17 protein-coding genes are annotated in these 20,346 nt (G+C 62.2%); 8 read left to right on the top strand and 9 right to left on the bottom strand.

Going from position 1 to position 20,346, the window contains the following annotated elements; all coding sequences use genetic code 11:
- Positions 1 to 297 precede the first annotated feature (297 nt).
- Positions 298 to 1,467 (top strand): FG-GAP-like repeat-containing protein, encoded by a 1,170-nt coding sequence (locus J8F10_RS03185; protein WP_210652436.1) that lies wholly within the window; start codon positions 298 to 300, stop codon positions 1,465 to 1,467.
- 144 nt (positions 1,468 to 1,611) lie between these two features.
- Here J8F10_RS03185 and J8F10_RS03190 read toward each other — a convergent pair whose 3' ends face one another.
- The 5 genes from J8F10_RS03190 to J8F10_RS03210 all read right to left on the bottom strand — a co-directional run bounded on the left by J8F10_RS03190 (position 1,612) and on the right by J8F10_RS03210 (position 7,373).
- On the bottom strand, positions 1,612 to 2,718 hold the full coding sequence (locus tag J8F10_RS03190; protein ID WP_210652437.1) for a tagatose 1,6-diphosphate aldolase: 1,107 nt from the start codon (positions 2,716 to 2,718) through the stop codon (positions 1,612 to 1,614).
- Positions 2,719 to 2,764: 46 nt separating this feature from the next.
- Positions 2,765 to 3,592 carry a hypothetical protein gene (locus J8F10_RS03195; protein ID WP_210652438.1) on the bottom strand — a complete coding sequence of 276 codons (828 nt, stop codon included), beginning with the start codon at positions 3,590 to 3,592 and terminating at the stop codon, positions 2,765 to 2,767.
- A 425-nt stretch (positions 3,593 to 4,017) separates the two neighbouring features.
- A complete protein-coding gene (locus tag J8F10_RS03200) occupies positions 4,018 to 4,917 on the bottom strand; it encodes a DUF1559 family PulG-like putative transporter (RefSeq protein ID WP_390891091.1) in 900 nt (299 codons plus the stop codon).
- A gap of 78 nt (positions 4,918 to 4,995) precedes the next feature.
- The gene (locus J8F10_RS03205) at positions 4,996 to 6,087 is read right to left on the bottom strand and encodes a hypothetical protein (protein WP_210652440.1); all 1,092 of its coding nucleotides are present in this window, start codon (positions 6,085 to 6,087) and stop codon (positions 4,996 to 4,998) included.
- A 692-nt stretch (positions 6,088 to 6,779) separates the two neighbouring features.
- Positions 6,780 to 7,373 carry a hypothetical protein gene (locus J8F10_RS03210; RefSeq protein WP_210652441.1) on the bottom strand — a complete coding sequence of 198 codons (594 nt, stop codon included), beginning with the start codon at positions 7,371 to 7,373 and terminating at the stop codon, positions 6,780 to 6,782.
- Between the two features lie 564 nt (positions 7,374 to 7,937).
- Between J8F10_RS03210 and J8F10_RS40555 the strand changes: the two genes are divergently transcribed.
- Positions 7,938 to 8,633 (top strand): hypothetical protein, encoded by a 696-nt coding sequence (locus J8F10_RS40555; RefSeq protein WP_390891129.1) that lies wholly within the window; start codon positions 7,938 to 7,940, stop codon positions 8,631 to 8,633.
- 351 nt (positions 8,634 to 8,984) lie between these two features.
- On the opposite strand, the gene J8F10_RS03220 is transcribed toward J8F10_RS40555, so the two are convergent.
- Positions 8,985 to 9,674 (bottom strand): cysteine peptidase family C39 domain-containing protein, encoded by a 690-nt coding sequence (locus J8F10_RS03220; protein WP_210652443.1) that lies wholly within the window; start codon positions 9,672 to 9,674, stop codon positions 8,985 to 8,987.
- A 219-nt stretch (positions 9,675 to 9,893) separates the two neighbouring features.
- Between J8F10_RS03220 and J8F10_RS03225 the strand changes: the two genes are divergently transcribed.
- A complete protein-coding gene (locus tag J8F10_RS03225; protein ID WP_210652444.1) occupies positions 9,894 to 10,250 on the top strand; it encodes a hypothetical protein in 357 nt (118 codons plus the stop codon).
- A 126-nt stretch (positions 10,251 to 10,376) separates the two neighbouring features.
- Here the strand turns inward: J8F10_RS03225 and J8F10_RS03230 are convergent, their stop codons facing one another.
- The gene (locus J8F10_RS03230) at positions 10,377 to 11,642 is read right to left on the bottom strand and encodes a patatin-like phospholipase family protein (protein WP_210652445.1); all 1,266 of its coding nucleotides are present in this window, start codon (positions 11,640 to 11,642) and stop codon (positions 10,377 to 10,379) included.
- 393 nt (positions 11,643 to 12,035) lie between these two features.
- Between J8F10_RS03230 and rlmN the strand changes: the two genes are divergently transcribed.
- The 5 genes from rlmN to J8F10_RS03255 all read left to right on the top strand — a co-directional run bounded on the left by rlmN (position 12,036) and on the right by J8F10_RS03255 (position 17,773).
- Positions 12,036 to 13,160, top strand: coding sequence for a 23S rRNA (adenine(2503)-C(2))-methyltransferase RlmN (gene rlmN / locus J8F10_RS03235; RefSeq protein ID WP_210652446.1), 1,125 nt, complete (start codon positions 12,036 to 12,038; stop codon positions 13,158 to 13,160).
- An 87-nt stretch (positions 13,161 to 13,247) separates the two neighbouring features.
- A complete protein-coding gene (locus J8F10_RS03240; RefSeq protein WP_210652447.1) occupies positions 13,248 to 13,931 on the top strand; it encodes an RNA polymerase sigma factor in 684 nt (227 codons plus the stop codon).
- Between the two features lie 8 nt (positions 13,932 to 13,939).
- The gene (locus tag J8F10_RS03245; RefSeq protein WP_210652448.1) at positions 13,940 to 15,685 is read left to right on the top strand and encodes a hypothetical protein; all 1,746 of its coding nucleotides are present in this window, start codon (positions 13,940 to 13,942) and stop codon (positions 15,683 to 15,685) included.
- Positions 15,686 to 15,695: 10 nt separating this feature from the next.
- On the top strand, positions 15,696 to 16,124 hold the full coding sequence (locus tag J8F10_RS03250; RefSeq protein ID WP_210652449.1) for an EamA family transporter: 429 nt from the start codon (positions 15,696 to 15,698) through the stop codon (positions 16,122 to 16,124).
- 260 nt (positions 16,125 to 16,384) lie between these two features.
- Positions 16,385 to 17,773 carry a patatin-like phospholipase family protein gene (locus J8F10_RS03255; RefSeq protein ID WP_210652450.1) on the top strand — a complete coding sequence of 463 codons (1,389 nt, stop codon included), beginning with the start codon at positions 16,385 to 16,387 and terminating at the stop codon, positions 17,771 to 17,773.
- 56 nt (positions 17,774 to 17,829) lie between these two features.
- On the opposite strand, the gene J8F10_RS03260 is transcribed toward J8F10_RS03255, so the two are convergent.
- Together J8F10_RS03260 and J8F10_RS03265 are read right to left on the bottom strand one after the other, a co-directional pair.
- Positions 17,830 to 19,269, bottom strand: a complete 1,440-nt coding sequence (locus J8F10_RS03260) for a type IV secretory system conjugative DNA transfer family protein (RefSeq protein WP_210652451.1) — start codon at positions 19,267 to 19,269, stop codon at positions 17,830 to 17,832.
- Between the two features lie 399 nt (positions 19,270 to 19,668).
- Entirely contained in the window at positions 19,669 to 20,085 is a 417-nt protein-coding gene (locus J8F10_RS03265) for a hypothetical protein (protein ID WP_210652452.1), read from the bottom strand.
- Positions 20,086 to 20,346: the final 261 nt, after the last annotated feature.

Here is a 20,346-nt window from a genome sequence, read left to right on the forward strand (position 1 = left end):
TCGGATTACCGTGTGGGACGGCGCTCGGTTTCGCGTCTGATTCATGGCACACTTCGTTTTGCGCAGCGCAAGTTCCCCGTACCCGGGCATTATCTCAAACCGCAGCGACAGGTGTTTCGTACCGAGTTCCACCGGGAATTGTGATTAATACAATTTCGATCTTGTAATCGATCGGGAGTAAGGTGCCACAATTGGCGGATTTGAAAGTCGATGAACGCACTACTGATCTTGTGCTCGAATATGTCCGAATCTACAGTAGTGTCTCTCTTAGTCACCAGTTAGCCAAGTGAGGTCGCCTTGTCTCGTTTCAACCCGTCACGGCCGAAGACGCGCCTCGGGATCGAGTCCCTCGAAAACCGCCTGACGCCCGCGAACCTAAGCATCGCCGTTCCGTATGACGACCCGTCGACTCTGTACCCTCCCCCCACTGAAATATCTCTTCTGGGCGATACTCTACCGCCTTCTCTGATGGTCGCCCCGGGCATTGGGGCGCGAACGGTGATCGCGGTTGGCAGCCCCGCGGGTGCTCCGGCCCTGGCCCGGCTCATCGACTCGCGCACGGGTGCGGAGGTACTGCGTGTCGAACCGTTCGCCGGGTTTCGCGGGAGCATCTCGGTCGCGGCGGGCGATGTGAACGGTGACGGGATTGCGGATTTGGTGGTTGCCGCCGGCGCGGGTGGTAGCTCGAACGTGCGCGCGTTCGACGGGGCGACGGGCGCGGAGCGCGCGAACTTTTTGGCGTATGAGGGCTTTAACGGGGCCGTTTCGGTCGCGGTTGGCGACGTGAACGGGTTCGACGACGTTGTGACCGGAGCGGGGGAGGGTAGCGCCGGCGGGCACGTCAAGGTATTTTATCTGGCCATGCGAGTACCTCCCGTGGCCCTTTATGTTGAAGGTACTGTTCCCCCCTACCCAGATCTCCCGGGAGCTTATCTTTCCCCGGGACAAGGGATCACATCGTTCTTGACCTACGACAGTGCGTTCCGTGGTGGCGTGTCGGTTGCCGTTGGGGACGTGGACCGCGACGGGTTCGCGGACATCATCACGGGGGCAGGGGCTGGGGCTCCGGGTGGGCACGTCAAGGCGTTCTCCGGTCGAACGCGGGAGCAGTTGGCGAGTTTCTCAGCGTACAACGGGTTCACCGGGGGCGTGCGAGTTTCGGCGGCAGATGTGAACGGGGACGGTGTGTCCGAGATCGTGACGCAAGCAGTGGGAACCTCGCACGTGAAAGTGTTCAGTGTGGATGGTTCGACCCGTGTGAGCTTCCAAGCGTACCCGTCGTCGGGATATTCGGGTTTCGGGCTCGCAACGGCGGATGTGAACCGGGACGGGATCGCGGACATCGTGACGACCGGGCTGACCAATGGGGCGCCGCAACTGCGTGCGTTCCGTGGGATCGATGCGAGCCCGATCGAGCTCGCGTACGCGCTGCCCGGGGACATTCTGGGCGGGATCGCGGTCGGGTGAGTGATTCGGGTACCCGCTGCGGTGTGATGAGCGATAGAATGTCGAACGCCCGGCTGGTTCAGGGAGCAGCTAACGCTACTCCCTGAACCAGCCGGGCGTTCTTACGCTATTACGATCGCGATCCCGCCACAAATGCAGTCGAGATCAATAGACCGCGTTGGGGTCGGACGGGCCGCTCGCGCCCTTGGCGGCCGTGCCGCCGCCGTAGCGGGCGTGCCAGCCGTCCGTCGTGCGGATGCCGTGCAGGTCTTCCATCGTGAGACCGTACTTCGCGAACCACGGCGTGCCGCTCTTCACGATCGCGTCCGTTTCCTGAACCCGCTTCACGCACTCGGTTTCGGCGAACTTCTGGCGGTCGGCCGGCGACGCGTAGGTGAAGAATTCCTTCCAGAACGCCCGGCCGCCGAGGATGCCGCTCGCCCCGGCCTTCATCGCCATGTCCACTTGCTTCTTGTACTTGTCGTAATCGACGCCGGCGGACAGCAGCACCCACGGCTTCACGCAGGCGTCGTTGAGCCGCTTCAGGTTGTCCACCAGTTGCGCGTCCGACTCGACGCCGAACGTGCCGGGGAACTCGGCCTTGTAGATGTCGCAGTAGCGGCTCAGGTACTTCGCGGTGTCGATGACGGTCTTGGCCTTCCGCGCCGCGACCTTGTCCTTCGCCTCCTCGACGCCGTTGATCTTGTACGCGAAGTGCAGCGGTTCCAGCAGGAACAGGATGTCGTGCTTGACGCACTCGTCGTAAACGTGCTGCGTGAACGCGAAGTTCCGCTCGGCCGAATCGAGTTCGTCGGGCTCGAACTGCGCGAGCAGCTTCACCGCGTCGGCGCCGCAGCGCTTGATCTTCGCGACGCTCCAGCCCGGCTCGACCTCGCCGCACGGCGCGCCGGCCGCGTTCTTGTCGGCCCCGGACTTCTCGACGCGGATGAGCAGCCCCGTGCTGGGCGGCACCGCGAACGCCGAGACGGTGCTGGCGTAGCCGTAAAACCCGTCCACGAGCAGGCCCGAGCAGTGCGGGGCGAGCGCCCGCGACAGCATCACCTTCGCGTCCGCGATCTCGGCGTAGGTCGGCTCGCGGTCGGCGCCGGTGGCCTCTTTCGTCGCCTTCTTCATCATCGAGATCATGGAGCTGTTCTGGTCGGTGGCGACCATCGTTAGCGTGCCGTTCGCGTTGCTGATGCGCTGCAACCCGCGGAGTTTGCCGGGCGTGAGACCGAGTCCGTAGAGGCGCGTAATCGAAGTTGTGGCCATCGGAGCGATTCTCCTCTTTGCAAAATTTGAGTAATCGCTTGACATCTTAGGAGCGAGGCACCTTACGGACAGGTTGCGCGCGCGGGCTCTCGTTGATCCACTTCGCGGTAAAATCGAGATAAGCCGCACGAATTTCCGGGAACTGCGTCACGTTGGGGACGTGGTTCAGTTCGAGAAGGTTTGGTGTGCCGTCGGGGGAAACGATGTAATCGGCCGCGCACACGGCGAGGTCGAAATGGTCGCGAAGGGCGCACACGTCCCCCGCGAGTGACTCGTCCAGTGGCATGTGCGCCGCGGTCGAATGGTGGATGGATTTCTTCCAGTCGTCCCCTCCGAGCCGCAGTTGAAACAGCGCATCGCCGATGGCCGTTACGCGCACGGCTTCGCCCCCCAGGAACGGCTCGATGAGTGACGGTTCGCTCGGGGTCCATTTGTCGGCGAACCGTTCTTTCCCCTCGCCACAGTGCCACTCGCCCCACTTCGCGACCGACGGCACTTCCGTGGTGAATGCGGTTCCGGCATCGGTGTACGAGCGGGGCAGGGCGGCGAACCGCGACACCTTTCGGACGCGGGCCAGGTTCGCGATGCGCGGGCGGCAATCGAGCAACCCGGACGCGCTCGGCAAGCACGGCCCGCCCCACAGCGCGAGCGCGGCAATTCCGGGCAAATCGTTCTCGAAGATCCCGTGAAAGATGACTTTGTCCACCGGCCCGGTCCAGTCCCAGGCGCCGAAGCGCGCGAGGTAGAGCCGTTGGTCGCGGACCTGCACCTTCGGCATCATCTCGAAGGCGGCGAAGCGGCACGCGACCCGCGGCTCGAGTTCGTTCACTTCTGCGCGTTCCAGTCCGATCAGGCCGACGGTTTCGGTAGACATGAGGTGGTTCCCTGGTGCTCGCGGTTCCGGCGCTCGGTCGTGACCCGGACTCAAACCCAGCGCGCATTGCGCCGGGCACGTCCGCGTGCCGCCAGACGCTTGCGCCCGTAACGGGCGGCGACGGCTCTGACGACAGCAACAAGGAGGGACCGCGGGCGCACGAGTTCGCGCGGGCGGAGCCGTGGGCGTCCAGCAGGGCGGACTCACGCGCAATCCGCGGATCACGGTGAAGCCAAAGCAGAAGGCCCCGAAGCGATTATTCGCCTCGGGGCCTTCTTGTTGTTTCTGGGGTACAAAAGAACCGGCCGCGAATCAGCGAGGCGTCGCCCAAAACACCTCAGTGACCGAGGCCGGTTCGGAGTGAGCGTACCTGCTGGCTGTTTGTCATCAAACGTTCACTGGCATTTTGGAGACATGCCGGCGAATCAGTCTGGAACGGCGACCATTTCGCCACCTGCACGGGTAGCGAGTGCGGGGATGATCGAATCGGCCTCGTAGCGGAGAAATCGGACCGCGCCGTCTGCGAGCAAAAAATGGCTCCCCCCGGAGTGGAGGCTCCAGAAATGAAGAAAATCGCATCGCGCATCTGGGTAACCGCGCACGAAGCGGTTATTCTCGGCGGGGCAGCTCAAATACCTAGAGGCGGTGAGGATTTCTCTCGCCCCCAGAAGCATATCGCACGAACCTTCTTTATCTTGTCCCCAACCCGCGTACCACCAGCCCATAGTCAGTCCCGAACTCGGCGGCCGCTCGCCCACAAGCAGCGTATTACTCAGGCCGTCACGCACGTCGGTCGGCCGCACTCTCGAGTCGAGATACAGAATGCCATCCTGTAACCGTTGATTCGTTCCTTCGACCCCGAGGTACGTGGTAAACGCCGCTTTAAAATCTCCAAAATCGTGGGGCTGAGAGCACCGAGAATCGGTCGGGCAGATGAAAGCGGGGACGACGTGTCCCAGTAGGGGCAAATGCGGGGGGGATTCAAAGAATTTCTGCTTCTCATATGCTTGAGTGCTCATCGCCCAGAGGTGATCTTGTTCGATGTAGGGCAGTAAGCGCGTCAGCCAGCTCATGTGCGGGTACGGCGCACGCCCAGACTCCCAACTTACGCCCGGGGGGAACTGTTTGTGGGTGTTCTCATACTGGTGGAGCGAAAGTCCGATCTGACGGAGATTGTTTTGGCATTTGGTCGCGGCCGCGCTCATGCGGATTTTTTGAACCGCCGGAATCAATAATCCAATTAGCGTCGCTATGATAAAAATGGTGACCAAAATCTCGACCAATGAAAATCCTACCCGTCGGCGCCTGGTAGATTGCATAAGCATAGTTTCAACACAAGTTAAAATCTATGTGGCCGTTTGCGTGCGATTAAGAGTCGTTGGAGGATCGCATGGCTGACGTTGTTAGCCGGGTTGCTCGATCTTGCTGTGCCGACTTCTCCAAACAATCGCGGCCCCCGACAGGAGCAGAATTCCCCCAGCGGAATAGGCAAGAATCATCCAAGTTGAACGGAAACGTGATGACTGACCGGGAGGAGTAGTCGGTAATCGGTCCATCGCCTCGGGTAATGAGGGCGAAGGCTTGCTGTCCTCGGATTGACGCCAGTAATAATCTTTTTGCTTGGCATCAGGGCGGCGATCTTGAATCCTTGATCCAGGTAGCAAACCGGCTTCATCCGGGGAGAAGCGATTTAGTGGGACCATACCGAAGTCGACTTTTTTGTAAGTTAGTCGCTCTTGAACGGTTCCAATCGGCTTTCCGTCGCGCAACTTTTTGTGAACCCGCGTTATTTCAGTCGGGAACCAAGTTGAATCGTGTTTCTTCCATTGGAGCGATTCTGAATCAACTACTATTCCATTAAATCCGCCCCTATAACATTCGACGAGTGAAACATTGAATTCGTATTTTCTAGAACATATTATTTTACAATCTTTTGAAAATAATATTTCAATATCTCCATTTTCTAGTGTTGATATTTTGTCAATGTCTCCATCTTTCATTTTTTCAATATTTATTGCTTTTATAAATCTAATTGAATTAATAGTAAACGCAGTGAATGGTGGCAGAATAAGTGGATGATCCTCTTTAAGTATGAATCCTCTGGTTACTATTTTTTGTTGCGCGCCTGCTCTAAGAGCGTCTCGTATAAACAGCGTGCCTGGCTCGCGAATAATTGCTTGGCTGGTAATTGCGTCATCATGATTTTTTGTATAATCTAAATCAATTCGATATTTTTCTTCTGACATTTCAACACGAAATCCCGCTGCAACAATCGACTTTCCGTCTGCTTGTACCGTAAATTCGCCCGAACCTATTACGCCCTTGGGCGAGGAAAAACTGGCCATCCATGCCTCGCGGCACATTTTAATTAGATCTCGCTTCTCGATCGGTTTATTTAATTCTTGGCCATTTGAGGAATTTACCGAGATGATCATAGCTAGAGAGGAAATGATGGTATTGCGTATGAGTGTGCGGCCAGTGCGGAAATGGCTCATTTCGCCTTGCTCCCCAAGGTGGTTTACTCGTGCCGGACATTTGACTCGAAAATTAATGCCCGTGCAGCCAAGTTGGGCCGCACGGGCTCCTAAGCCTAGGCTGAGATTCCAAAAAATAAGAAAATATCTTGACGACCCGGCATCTGTCAGTAGCAGGTTAAAGAGATTAAGCCTGTTTTCTTAATTTTGGAGGTTGCCGGCTGTACTATAAAACAGAAGTTCACGTTCTCGGCTTTTTGCACTATGCAATCGTGTGTCCAATAGTAGAGGCGATCCTCATAGAGGGTTTGTGGGCTATCGCAAACAGGATATGATCCCGAGATACTGTCGCAGTGCATCAAATTATAGTATGTAATCATGGTTCCGCAGGAGTCGCCGGGTTGCTTTCCGGCGACCGGGTTATCGACGCATAAGGTGCTGACTCCAATGCAGTCTGAGTAGGGGACGCACCAGCTATTCCCCCCAGGTGTACCAGGTGTGGCTGGCTCGCCACCCCTTAGGCCGGACAGCTGTGCATCATCAAGGAACCCGGTGGATGCGGTACTAACCTCTTTTTGAGTCAGAAGATACGCGCCACAGAATACGAGTAGCGCCAGAGCCGTTCGCGTAAATCCACGTGACAGTCCGCGTCGCCATGCAGGCATCGTCGCATCTCCAAAAAAAAGTTGGCAGCTTTTCGGCCGCCTCGTGCCTCACGGCTCGCCCCGTAGCAAACCAGTGATTGGGATGGTGTGCACAATCGGTGCTCCGCCTTTTGTTGACAGGTGCAAAGTAATACTCCCGTCTACGGTCAGGCCTTTTATTGGACCGTGGCACTCTATTGTTGCTGATAGAATTCCATCATTTATTCTTTTGAATTCGGATACTGTGAGAAAGTCCGGAAATTCGATCTTGCTTACTTCGATCGAATCTGCGCGATTGCCAGAAATCGTTAACGGCGGGAGGCGGCGTGATTGCACCTCTTTTCTTGAAGCCACTCCGAATCGAATCGACGGCGGTTCAATCTTTAGTGGATCGAGTGGTAAAATATCAATCGGTAATTCGATTAGCGATTCGCGAATATGTGTTGTTCTAATTTTTATAACTTCCCGGGCATTCGATGCCCATTTAGGCCCAGCCGTCAGTGTCAGGTTGCACGTGCCCCCCGGGGGCAATTGAGAGCGATCGAACGCAGCTTCAATGTTCTTGGCCGACTCTTCGATCAGCATCGCGACAGTTTCGCTTGATAGATTGCTTATTTTAATTGTTGTGGATGCGGCCTTGTTGGTTTTCCAGTCCGGGGACACGGATGCGGTTCTTGGCTCCACTTGTATTGACGCGGCTACGGTGCCGGAGATTTCAAACGAGGTGGCCGCATGTGGGGGGGCCATGTTAATTTGGATGCGCTTTCGGAACGTGCCGGCATTATCCCCGGCGCGAAATGTGCCAGAAATTACTGTGGACTGCCGTGATCCTGTACTTTCCGCGAAGTTATAGGCGGTTGGCGTAAGTTGTGGGGCCGGGAGTAGACGAGTGCCGGCCCGTCCGGGAGGATGGCGTTACACACGACCTCCCGACCCGAACGGACGCGGCCATGCCATCTTCGCATACTCCGGCCCCTCGGTGCCACTGGTTTTCAACCCTGGCCAAGGCTCTGGACCCGCGGTCCGGGCGGCGGCTCGCGGTCCTGTTCCTCGGGATCATCCTGACCGCGGGCGCCGCACCCTCGCGGGTTGGATCCGGGCCGCCGGGCTGTCGCCCCAGTACCGCCGGTGCTACGCCACGGCCGCGGCCGTGGGGCCGCACCGAGCGTATCGCCATGCGGTTGTTGGTCGAGGTTCTCAAGCCCATGGTGGCCGTTGCCTCGGGTGGTGCTGGCCCTCGACGACACCCCGACGGAGCGGTACGGGCCCAAGGTTCGAGGGGCCGGGGCGCACCACAACCCGACACCCGGGCCGGCCGGGGCCCGTTCGTGTACGGGCACGTGGGTGGTCCTCGGGTTGTTGGTGGGACACCCCCTCGGGGGATTGTGGCCCTCCCCTGTTGGCCCGCCTGTACATCCGCCGCAAAGATCTCAGGGCCATCCCGGGCCGGACCGGCCCGAGTTCGCAACCAAGTTGGTGATGGCCGTGGACCTGGTCCGGTGGGCCCACGGGTGGCTGAAGACGTGGGGCCGGGCCGTGTGGGTGGTGGCCGACGGGGCGCACGCCAAGGCCCCGGTGCTCAAGGCCCTACTCGCGCTCCGGGTGACCATGGTGAGCCGGCTCCGCAAGGACGCGGCCCTGTGGACGGTGCCCCCGGCCCGCGATCCGAGCGCCCGCGGGCGGCCCCGCGTGTACGGGGAGCAGCGGGTGTCGCTCGCCAAGCGGGCCCGCACAAGGGCGGGTGGACCACGGGCACGTTCACCCTGTATGGGAAGCCCGTGGAGAAGCGGTACAAGACGTTCGAGGCCACGTGGCGGCCGGCCGGGGGCACGATCCGGGTCGTCCTGGTGGACGAACCCAAGGGGTGGGTCGCGTTCTTCTGCACGGACCCCACGGCCTCCGTGGCCGACATCCTGGGCCTGATCGCGGACCGGTTCTCGTTGGAAACCTGTTTCGAGATCTCAAACAGGTCGCGGGCGCCGGTCACCAGCAGGTACGCGGGGTCGCGTCGAACGTGGGATGCTTCCACCTGTGTGCGTGGTCCCTCACGCTCACCGAGGTGTGGGCCTGGAACCAGAAGGCGGATGAACTGGTGGCCCATCGGGCGGCCTCCCGTGGGACGATCCGAACCGGCGCCCGAGCCACGCGGACAAGCGCCGGGCCTGGCAACGGGAGCTGCTGGCCGAGGAAATTCAGGCCGTTGTGGGCGAGCACCACGACCCCGCGAGAATCCGCGCCCTCGCGCACCGGTGCCTGGATCTGGCTGCTTAAACGCTATAAGTTCGCGGAAAGTACAGGTGATCCAATGGCGGGGTTTTTTGCCCCAATATTTATACAGCCACATCCCGCCTCAATTGACTCGATTCTTGCTTCGCGATCACCATTATTATGCACTTGGACCTGAAACGCCTTTTCCTCGCCAATTCGCAATTTGCCAAGATCGAGGTGATCTGATTCAAGCTTCAATGTGCTTTTGTCATCTGGCTTTGGATTGAGCAACAAGGCATACCCGGACCACCCACGGTCTCGTAGCTCTAGTTCGCTAAAGAATTGTGACCCTTCCGGCGCGTCCGTTAGGTTTAATCGACCGTCTTCCGCAACGCCTATGGCGGCAACAAAGTGCCCTCTGTTTAGGTGAAGGATCGCGTAGCTCCTTTTTTTTCCTAAACATTGGACGAGGTCCTCGTGCGCGATTTTCACCCCTCTGGCCTCGAATCCTAAGGACTCGGCGGCGTTCTTGATTTCAAGTAGCGTCGTGCCTTCCGATGTCGTTTTGGTTAATTGACGAAGTGTATCGAGATCGACCGGCCGCTCATCGGCCTCGCACACACGGGCGAGTGATCTGGCCCCACAGTCTGCCGGTGCGTTTGCGGCTCGGCCATTGCGGTTAAAGGCGAGCGAGCATGCGACAATTATTCCGGCGCCACTTAATAGGGCGAACAAGCCAATTTTCTGATTACGCATTAGTGCAGTTGCATTGGTGGGTTGGTCGATTGATTAGACTACCGATCATCCTCGCCAGCATCTTGTTCATGCGAGCTTGTGCTGTCAAGGGTTTTCCTACGCTTTTTCACGGAATCGATTTTTTACCACGCGCCGCAGCATATTTGTCGCGCAAAATGTGCTGGCAACGTGTGCAGTAAAGTGCAGGCGCACCGAATTCAGCCCGCCGGAATGGCTGTGGTGTCTCAATACCTGCTGGTACACTTTCAACTCGGGCTGCACCGGATGATTTCCCCAAAACTTTGTCAGGAACGCCGGTGTGGATTCGGCTCTCGCACCTCCGCACCGGACGTTAAAATCTCGGCCACCAATTTCAACTGCTTAAGGATCGCGGTGTTTCCACTGCGAGCACCGTTGCGCGATCCTGCGGGAAAGGGATGTGCGGCCCGTTTCTGGGCAGATCTTGGCAGAGAAGACGGACACAAAGAAACCGCTGGCGTCGGGCTCGAATCTGCACTCGTGTCGCCGGGTGATTCCGGCTGCGTTGCTGTCACGGAATCCGTCACGGAAAAGGGTGTGAAACGGGCCATTCCGTGACAAATGTGCGATCCGTGCGATGACGCAAGTGCCTGCTGATTCAATAGCTTAGGGGAATTGAATTTTCGGCGGTGACATTGGGGACGTGGTTCAGTTCGAGAAGGTTTAGTGTGCCGTTCGCGCGGTCTATCGGTCCACGGGGGCTGGGGGCTTTTCGTGCGGGGCGCGCGTCAGCCGCGTGCCCGCCCGTTGGGCCAGGGTCTCGCCGTCGGCGGTTCCGGGCGGACCCGGGCGCCACGCGGTCCCCGCGAGCACTTGTCGGCGCCCCTCCTTGAACATCCGCGTCATCTCGGACGGATCGAACTCGGTGCTCGACGAGGGGGCGGGAAAATCTGCCGGGAGTGCCGCCAAATGGTAGTTCATCCCGGCTACCATCGCAGTCATGTACAGCTTGGTTAATTCGGCACGCGTTTCGGCGTAAATCAGGGTGGACACGCTTCCGGCGGCGATCTTCAGCACCCGCGGCCGGACCACTTCTGCGTCGGCAAACAACTTACCGGCCACAATCACATACAGGTCCGATCCATACAGGAACTCGGCCGGGGGCCGGAGCCGCAGTTCGGGAGGCACCTGTGGCGGGCGGAAGAACACGTTCTGCGTCACCCCGCCGTCCACGTGGCGCTCGACCAGGCGCCGGCCGTCCACGTCCACCGGGACTTCGACCGGCGGGAAGAAGGCGGGAATTGCGGCCGACGCCAGGAGCAGTTTGGCGATCAAATCCCGGCACCACGGTTCGCCCCGCGCGGCGATGGCCCCGAGATCCCAGACGACGGGTCGGCGCCCCTCCAGATCGGTCGTGCCGATGTAGAGTCGGCGCCCCTTTTGGTGCTCGGCGGCCAACCGGGACACCGCTTCGGGGGTGAGCACGCGGTCGATCTGCCGGGCCAACGGCGCGTTGTCGGCGAGCGCATCGGACCAAAGGCTCCGCACCCCGCGCCGGCGGGTGTAGATGTCCTCGGTGCGGAGGCTCGTGTAGACGCGCCGCAGTTCGCCGTCGAACTCCGGACCCAGGAACGCCAGGACCGCGACCAGCGCGCCGGTACTCACGCCCGTCACCGCATCGAACGCGGGGCGCGTGCCGCCCTCGCTCCAACCGACCAGGAGCCCCGCCTGGTACGCCCCGTATGCCCCACCCCCGGACAGGGCCAGGCAGGTCTTGCGCCCCGGCAGTTTGGTCGGGCGTTGGGCCGCGCGGATGCGCTCGCCCACGCGAAAAATGTCACGGTCCACGGGCAGAGAGGGGCTGTCGCCGTACCCGGTTGGGTCGATCAATTCGGCCGGCGGGATTCCGGCGCTCGTTGGTGTGGGTCCGCCGGACGGGGACTGGCACCCGACCAACGCAATAACGGCGGCGAGTGCCACGATTGTGGTCCGGGCTGCGAAAAACGGCATTGCACTCACTTCACGGGGCGGTGGTCGCGCGGCAGTTCGACGGGGAGTGATCGACCGGCCCGTAACGCTACTTATCGGCCCCCTGGCGCCATTTCTTCACGCACGTGTTCCCCACCGATTTTGCACCCCTTCACCAATCTCACAGCCGTCGAGCGTTTCGCCGGGCCGTGGCCGAGCACGCGATCGGTCGGTTGCGCCGGTTCCGGGCCGTGATACACGTCAACCGGCACGCGCGGATGAGGGAGCGAGATCCGGTTCCGGGCCACCGCCGAATTGGTCAACCGGATGCTCGACCGCCGAACTGCCTCCGTGACGGATGTGCGGAAGGGCACTGCTGAGACGTCTTGCCCGATTTGCTTCCCCGATTCCGCTCGGCGCGCTAGAATAACAGCTATGTCTGCAACGCTACCGCTTCTTGCCTCCGATGTGCCCGCGGGCGCCAGCCCCGCGCCCCTCAAACCCGGCATCCTCGATGTGCCGACCGACACGCTGCGCGCGTGGCTCCAGGAGCGCGGACAGCCGCTCATGCGCGTGGGCCAAATTCGGCGCCAAGTCCTCGCGAGCCGGGCGACGACGTTTGAAGCTATGTCCGATCTGCCCAAACAGTTGCGGGCGGAACTGGCCGAATCCTTCAGCGCGTTCTCCATGCGCGTCGAGCGGCACCTGTTCGCCAAGGACGACACGCACAAACTCGTCCTGCGGCTCGCCGACGATCGGATGATCGAAGCGGTCCTCATCCAGGACGACGGCCGCGCGACCGCGTGTATCAGCACGCAAGTCGGCTGCGGGATGGGTTGCGTGTTCTGTGCCAGCGGATTAAACGGCGTTGTGCGGAACTTAACGACCGGCGAGATGCTCGAACAACTCGTGATGCTCCGCAACCTGACGGACGCGAACAGCACGAACCCGGACCGGGCGCCGCGATTAACGAACGTCGTCGTGATGGGCATGGGCGAGCCGCTCGCAAATCTGGAGAACCTGCTCGACGCGCTCGCGGTCGCGGGCGACAAGAACGGGCTGGGCATCGGCGCCCGGCACGTCACGATCTCGACCGTGGGATTGCCCGCCAAGATTCGCAAGCTCGCGGAGAGCGGTAAACAGTACAGCCTCGCGGTGTCGCTGCACGCCCCGACCGACGACCTCCGCACGCGGATCGTGCCGACTAATGACAAAACGGGCCTGGACGCGATCCTCGCCGCGGCCGACGAGTTCTATGAGAAAACCGGCCGGCAAGTGACCTATGAATACGTTGTTCTCGGTGGGCTGAACGACCAGGCCCAACACGCGCGGCAACTCGCGGGGCTGCTCACGCGGCGCAAGGCGCACGTGAACCTGATCCCGTGGAACGACGTGGAGGGGCTGCCGTACCGCCGCCCGCAGGACGCGGACCTTCAGTACCTGATCGATACGCTCCGCAAGGGGGGCATCAGTGTGAAGGTTCGCAAGCGCAAAGGGTCCGAGATCGACGCCGCGTGCGGCCAACTGCGCCGGAAAGTCGAGAGCGGCCAGCCGGTGTGAGTGAACCGGCTCTTATCGGACACGAACGGGCCGCTCGGCCCAGTAGTCAAGGACCGGCCGGTATCAACCGCCGGGCGCGGGGGGCGGATGGCGATCGGTCACACCAGCGCGCAGATGGCGCTCCGCGACCCGGACATCCGGCTCATGCTGCTGGTCCGGGACGACGACACATCCGCGTTCGGTGAACTGGTGGAGCGGTTCCAACATCGCCTCGTGGCGGTTATGCACCACATCGTGGGCAGTGCGGAGGAGGCCGAAGACCTCGCGCAAGAAGTCTTCCTCCGGGTCTATCGCACGCGCAAGAAGTACACGCCAAAAGCCAAGTTCTCGACCTGGCTGTTCACCATCGCCAATAACCTCGCGCTAAACACCCTTCGCGACCGGAAGCGCCGGCCCGTCATGCCGTTAGAAGTGCGGGACTCGGGGCCGCTCGGCCCGCGCCCCACCGAGGCCCTCGCCCCCACGCGCGACGACCCGCCCGCCCACAACCTTCAGCAGCAGGAACTCGCCGACGTGATTCGGACCGCGCTCGACGGCCTCAACGAGCGCCAGCGGATGGCGATCGTCCTCAACAAGTTCGAGGACATGAACTATTCCGACATCGCGGACGTTATGGGGCTGACCACGAAAGCGGTGAAATCGTTATTAAGTCGCGCCCGGAGCAAGCTGCGCGAGGCCCTTCAGGGTTATATTTACATGGACGGGGAAGTACCTCCGGCCGAAGATGCCGAGGTACCGGGGGAGAGCGTGACCGGGGACGCGGACCAGTAGCGGGGGCGATGATGGCTTCCGAGAACACGGAAATTGAAGACGGCCCCGCGCCCGATCCGTTCGAGGCCGAGTTGGTCGCGTACCTGGACGGCGAACTGGACGCGCCCGCCGCGCGCAAGGTCGAAGCGCGGCTCGCGGCGGACCCGGAGGCGCGTGCCCGAGCCGCGGCGCTGAAGAAGTCCTTTGATTTACTCGATTACCTTCCTAAACCCGAGCCGTCGGCGAACTTTACGACGCGCACGCTCGAACTGCTTCCCCCGGTCAAGTCCCCCGCGTCGCGCACGGCCGGAACCACCTCCGTCCGGGCGGTCGGTTCAAAATTCGGTCCGACCGCGAACGTTTCCACTTCAATGCCGGTCGTGCTCTTTGATGATGAAGCGCCGGCAACTGGTCGGCGCTCGCGCCCACTACTGCGCGCGGCGGGGGTAACCGCCGCGATCGTGGTGTTCGCCGTGCTGGGGTACTTCGCAACCGCGGCGGCGCGGCCCTTTTTCTTCCCCGCACGCGACGAGGGCACGAAGCACGACCCCGACGCGCGCGTAATCGAGAACCTCCCACTGTTTGCGGTGGCCGACGACATCGCGTTCGTTCAGGACCTCGCGAAGCCGGAACTGTTCGGCGACGAACCGGCGGTCGTTTACGACGTGAGCCTCAAAATCCCGCACGGTGACACGGCCGACAAGCCGACCGGCAAGCAGTTCGAGGCGCTCGCCAAGTCGTTCCGCGCGCTCCCACCAACCCGCCAGGCCGAGATCGTGAAGCTCGATCAGGAGCTTTACGCGAAAGAGCCGCGGGAGCGCGACCGCCTGTTCCGCGCGCTGGAAGCGTTCGCCGTGTGGCTCGATCGGCTCCCGGACGCGGACCGGCGCGGCGTGCTGGGCGCTGCCACCCCGCACCTCCGGCGCGAGGTGGTCCGCGATCTGCGTGAGCAGCAGTGGCTGGACGCGCTCCCAACGGCACTGCGCAAGAAAGTGGACACGCTGACGAGCGCGAACGAGAAGGCCGAACTCATCAAGCAGTGGAAGGATGACGAGGCGGTGCGCCGCGACCGGCTCGCGTTCGTGCGCCAGCACGCAGAGGCGTTCGCGGCGAACAAGTCGCCGTGGCCGTTCGACACCGAGGCCGGGCGCAAAGAGGTGATGGAATTCGCGCAGTCGGTTTTCCGCGTGGACGACACAAAGCGCGGCCGGTTGTCGCCCGATCAACTGGCCGAGTACCGGCGCACGCTCGAACTCGCCCGGCGCGACGGCACTTGGGCCTGGTACGGGTTGACCGTTTACGAACTCAGTCGGCTGCACCCGTACCTGCCCGAACCGGCAGAAGCGAAACAGATGATTACCGAGCCGAACGACTTGCCGGAATTATACGCGCGCGCGACGACGAAGAAGGGGGGCGCGAGCCGGCTCAAACCGAACACGTTCGGGAAGTGGCCCGAGTTCCCACTGGAAGTGCTGAAGGACGTGCCGCTGGGTAAGTTCGGACCGCCCAACTTCCCGCAACTCGGCCCGGCCCGACTCAGTGAGTTCAAAGAACCTGTGCGAACCTTTGCGACGAAGGAACTGTTCCCCAAACTGACCAGCGAGGAGAGGGGGGCGCTGCGGTTCTTTGAAGGCAAGTGGCCCGAGTACCCGCGCGAACTCGTGCGCTACGCGACCAAATACGACCTCTCCGTGCCCGGTGTCACGCTCCCGGGTTCCCCGAAGAAGTGGGACGCGACTTACGGCGCGCCTGCCATTGCGCGCCCCTCTCATTGATGGGCGCGCGATGAGTGACTCGTGGGTGTTCTGGGCACTTCTCTCCGCCGCGTTCGCGGCAGCGACGGCCGTTCTCGCGAAGGCCGGTTCCGACGGCATCGATCCCGACCTCGCCACGCTCGTTCGCACCGCGGTTGTGCTCGTCTGTTTGCTCGTCCTCGTCACAGCCACCGGGAAGTGGAACACGTCCGAACCGTTGCCCCGGCGCACGGTGGCGCTGCTGGTGCTGTCCGGTTTCGCAACGGGCGCGTCGTGGGTGTGCTACTTCCGCGCGCTGAAGGCCGGTGAAGTATCGAAGGTTGCGCCGGTGGACAAACTGAGCGTGGTGCTGGTCGCGGTGTTCGCGGTGGTGTTCTTGCGCGAGCGGTTGGGCGTTCGCGAGTGGACCGGCATCGGACTGGTTACCGCCGGCGTCGTTGTGCTCGTGCTGAAGCGGTGACACGTGTTGCCAGCCGCCCGCCGGGTTCGCTCCGCGCCGGCCGGCCGCGGACCATTTCCTCGGTTGAATTCGAGCGGTTTCCTCTTGCTCTCGAAGGGCATCGGCGTTAAGTGCCCCTTGTTCCCGATGTTCTCCTGAGCCGAATTGCACCCGACGGCGTGGGCAAGGGGGCAGGGCGAAGGCGTCGGCGCGGCGCGATCGGTGCGGTTGTGGCCCGATTCCGTCGCGAAGTTTTGCACCCAGTCTTTCGGAAGTCGCGTATGGTCCGCACGTTCGCCGGCGGGCTACTGTTCGCCGCCATTCTGAGCCTGGTGCTCGGCCCGTCTTTCGGGTGCCAGTACAAGGCGATGGAGCCTTCACCAGCGGCCGCCGGGATCAACACGCGCGATTTGATCGACCCCGCTTCCCAGGCCGAGGCCGAAGAACTCACGCCCACGGGCCAACTCGCTGAGACGGCCGAACGGCTGCGCAAAGATCGCCAGAAGAAGCTCGAAGAGCAGTCCAAGAAGGAGGGCGGAACGGCCACCACGAAGCCGAACCGCAACGTCCTCTGCCTGTCCGGTGGCGGGTCGTTCGGGGCGTACTCGGCGGGCGTTTTGGTGGGGTGGTCGGAGCGCGGGGACCGCCCGCAATTTGACGTGGTGACCGGGATCAGCACCGGCGCTCTCATTGCCCCGTTCGCGTTCTTGGGGCCGAAGTACGACGGGCAACTGAAGCGGTTTTACACGGAGCTCGAGAGCCGCGACTTGTACCGACTGCGCCCGCTGCGCGCACTTTTTAGCGAGTCGTTCGCCGACACCGCGCCGATGGCCGCGCAGATCGATGCCTTCCTGACGCCCGAAGCAATGGCGGATCTGGCGGACGCGCACCGCAAAGGTCGGCGCCTGTACGTGGGGACGACCGAGGAAGAGGGCAAGCAGTTCGTCGTCTGGGACCTCGGCGCGATGGCCGTCCGGAACGGTCCCGGGGATCGCGCGCTGATGAAAAAAGTGCTCCTCGGTTCTGCGGCCCCGGCGGGGTTCTTCCCCGCGGCCAAGATCGAGGTGTCCGTGAACGGTGCCCTGTACACCGAGCGGCACGTGGACGGCGGGGTGTCGCAGTCCGTGTTCTTCCGCCCCCCGTATGTGCCCCCGTCGGAGCGGTCGGACGTGGCTGCGCGGGATCTGGCGGGCACCAAAGTGTACGTGATCGTGGCCGGGAAGATGTATGCGGACCCGGAAGTGATTCGGCCGTGGTCCCTGGCTCAAGCCGGGAAAAGCGTTTCCACGCTGATCTACGCGCAGACGCGCGGCGACCTCCAGCGCCTGTACACGGTCTGTTTACTCACGGGAATGGATTACTACGTCTCGGCCATTCCCCAGGCGTACCCGGCCCCGCTGTCGAGCACGGAGTTCAAACCGGTCGTGATGACCGCCATGTTCGAGGAGGGGCGGCGGGTGATCGCTTCCCAGGAACCGTGGCGCACGCTACCGCCCGGGGTCGGCCCGGGGGAAAGTACGCTGAGTCGGGCCGGACCGTGGTTGGAGTTCCAGCAGCGGGGGCCGCTACTGCCGATCGGCGGGCGGAAGGGGCTATCGATTTCGCCGCGGTACCCGGTCTCGGATCGCGGGAGCATCCCGACCGGTCCGCTCCAACCGCCGGAGAAATGATCGGTTCGCACCCCGCGCTGTGATCCAGAAACGCGCGGGGTGGATGTTGCGAAGTGCTACTTCTCCAAGCCCAGGAACCGCTGGTTGGAGTCGAATCGGCCCGTGAACGGCTTGTCCTTCAGGTAGTTCGCGCGCGTGTGCCGGACGATGCCCCTGCCCGTGATCGCGACGAGCATCTCCTCGGGGTGCAGTTCGGAGGCGAGTTGCGCGTCCGCCTCACCGAGAATCACGCGCCAACTGTGGCGCGATGCGTGACCCGGTACGCCGAACGCCTGGAGCACCGCCGCATTGTTTACGAGCGCTTCCCAGTTGTTCGGGTAGAGCTTCATCATCTGGCTGAGGTCCTGCCAGAACGTCCACAACTGGAGCCCGTACCCGCGGAGCAGCGAGACGGCTTGGGGCAGCAAGTCGAGCGATCCGAGTTGCGCCGCTTCGTCCAACAAAAAGAGGGTGCGCTGTTTCGGGAGCTTGGTGCGGCGCATCACTACTGTTAAAAGCGTGACCACCCACAACCGCAGTAGCGCCCGGTGGCTGTGCAGTTTTTCCGGTGGGAGCACGAGGTAAATCGTCATCGGCTTGTTGTGGAGGAGGTCGTTCAGGTCGAACGTGGACCGCTCCAGGCACCGCCCGACGGCGGTGCTGCCCAAGCACTTTACGAACGTGGTCGCGGTGGTGCGGATGCACGGGCGCGTCTTGTCGGACGGGGCCGCGAGGTACGCGATGAACTCGTCGCGCGCCAGCGGCGACATCGTTTTCTTCCGCGTGTCGAGCGCGACCGCGAGCGTGTAGTCGAGGTCGTCGTTGTAGAGCAGTTCGCGGAGCGTGCAGAGGTTCCGCTTGTCCGGCGGGGAGCTGGTCGCGACGTCCGCGATGAGGCCCGACACCAGCCCGCGGCCCGTGTCTTCCCAGTACCGGTCGGTGCTGAACTCGTGGCCCACCGCGAGTTGCGCCGCGAGCATTTCGGCGTCCGATTCCGGGTCCGATCCCGGAACGTGGAACAAATCAAAGGGGTTGAGCTTGTCGCCCTTGTCCTTTCCCGTGACCAGCCCGAACGGGTCGAGGACGACCACCTGCTGGCCCATCTCGCGCCGGCGCCGGGCCGTGACCTGGTAGTTCTCGCCCTTGACGTCGGTGACGATGACCGAGCCGGGGTACGTCAACAGCGCCGGGATGATCGCGCCGACGCCCTTGCCCGCGCCGGTGGGCGCGATCGTGAGCAGGTGCCCGTCGCCCCCGTATGTGAGCGCGGGCGCTTCGGCCGCGTCGATGTGCGCGGACCGGAAGCCGAGGGTGGCTTTGTGCGCCGTGCCTTCCCAGCCGAGAAAGAGGGCGGAGCCGTCGTCCGGGAGCTTCGTGGCCGGTTCAGGCCGGGGCTGCTTCTTGACCGGGCCGCGTGCGCGCGACGGCTTCTTGGCCGCGCGCGGCGCGGCCTGTTTGGGGCCATCGGTCGGTACTTCGGCCGGGTCGAACATGGGCTGCTCCTGCGTGAGCGGCAAGACGAGTCTCCTGGTCCCAGTGACGGCGGAACTCGTACACGAATCGCTCACCCATAATACGCGAAAGCCGGTCTCACTTTGCTCGGATTTCGCGACTCGCCCCGAACTTACAGCGGGACGACCCGGGTGGACGTTTCTTTTGTGCCTAACTCACGTTACGTTTATTAGCATCTTTTTGGGGCACCGGTCCCAGACCGGTAAACCGGGCCGCGCGCTTTCCGTTTGCTGTTTTGTGGCGTGGTGGGCTACTGTTTGAGATGGGGCCACAAGAAAACAAACCGAATCGATTTTGGGTTGATGTGATGATAACTCGCCCGCGATGCACCCGCGAGGCCAGATGTGAAATACCCCGGGCCGATGAACTCACGGTCCCGGGGCATCTCGCCGTTCACCACGTGCTTATTTGTGCGCGTCGTGGCAGGCCTTGCAGTTGATGTTGAGCGCCGCTTTCAGGGCCTTGGCGTCCTTGTCGTCGGTTGCCTTGAGCGCGGCCTTGGTGCTCTCCGCGTACTTGTCGGTCAACTTCTTCCACGACGCGGCGTCGCCTTTCGGCGGCTTGTTCTTGCCCAGGTTCTCGCCGAAGAACGCCAGCGTCTTGGCGTATTTCTGGGCGTCTTCCCACTTCCCGTCCTTCACCGCCGCGTTGATCTTGGCCACGTAGCCTTCGGTCTTATTGTGGCCCTTCTTCATGATTTCAGAAATGTCGGGCAGCTTTTCGTCGGCCGCCGGGGACGCCGTGACGCTCCCGTAGGCGAGCAGAACCGCCGTCATTCCCAAAGCCGCGAACAAACTCGCCCGAATGAGCTTACGAAACATGGAAACTCCTCAACACAGACCGCCCTTCGGAGCGAGTGACCGTCAAACGCTCCTGGGGCGGCCTATCTCAGTCCGTCCGGTGCGGGCCGGGCGGAAAATTGTTAGCTTTCGACAGAATCCCGTTCGCGAACCCTCCGTCGAGTTTTCGAGTGGTTCGCGCGTGGTGTGTTTGGGGCAGTGGCTCGCGGCGGGGATCGAACCCGCCGCCGACTGGACCGCCGCCGGAGCGCCCGGCCGGATCGTTGCCAATCACCGAGAGCG

The sequence above is a fragment of the Gemmata palustris genome, assembly GCF_017939745.1.
Lineage (GTDB): Bacteria > Planctomycetota > Planctomycetia > Gemmatales > Gemmataceae > Gemmata > Gemmata palustris.

Bases quoted from the DNA above. Each gene is read 5' to 3' on its own strand.
- J8F10_RS03190 (WP_210652437.1), bottom strand. From the start codon at position 2,718: ATGGCCACAACTTCGATTACGCGCCTCTACGGACTCGGTCTCACGCCC.
- J8F10_RS03220 (WP_210652443.1), bottom strand. From the start codon at position 9,674: ATGCGTAATCAGAAAATTGGCTTGTTCGCCCTATTAAGTGGCGCCGGA.
- J8F10_RS03265 (WP_210652452.1), bottom strand. From the start codon at position 20,085: ATGTTTCGTAAGCTCATTCGGGCGAGTTTGTTCGCGGCTTTGGGAATG.
- J8F10_RS03245 (WP_210652448.1), top strand. From the start codon at position 13,940: ATGATGGCTTCCGAGAACACGGAAATTGAAGACGGCCCCGCGCCCGAT.
- J8F10_RS03240 (WP_210652447.1), top strand. From the start codon at position 13,248: ATGGCGATCGGTCACACCAGCGCGCAGATGGCGCTCCGCGACCCGGAC.
- J8F10_RS03195 (WP_210652438.1), bottom strand. From the start codon at position 3,592: ATGTCTACCGAAACCGTCGGCCTGATCGGACTGGAACGCGCAGAAGTG.
- J8F10_RS03255 (WP_210652450.1), top strand. From the start codon at position 16,385: ATGGTCCGCACGTTCGCCGGCGGGCTACTGTTCGCCGCCATTCTGAGC.
- J8F10_RS03230 (WP_210652445.1), bottom strand. From the start codon at position 11,642: ATGCCGTTTTTCGCAGCCCGGACCACAATCGTGGCACTCGCCGCCGTT.
- J8F10_RS03200 (WP_390891091.1), bottom strand. From the start codon at position 4,917: ATGCTTATGCAATCTACCAGGCGCCGACGGGTAGGATTTTCATTGGTC.
- J8F10_RS03250 (WP_210652449.1), top strand. From the start codon at position 15,696: ATGAGTGACTCGTGGGTGTTCTGGGCACTTCTCTCCGCCGCGTTCGCG.
- rlmN (WP_210652446.1), top strand. From the start codon at position 12,036: ATGTCTGCAACGCTACCGCTTCTTGCCTCCGATGTGCCCGCGGGCGCC.
- J8F10_RS03205 (WP_210652440.1), bottom strand. From the start codon at position 6,087: ATGAGCCATTTCCGCACTGGCCGCACACTCATACGCAATACCATCATT.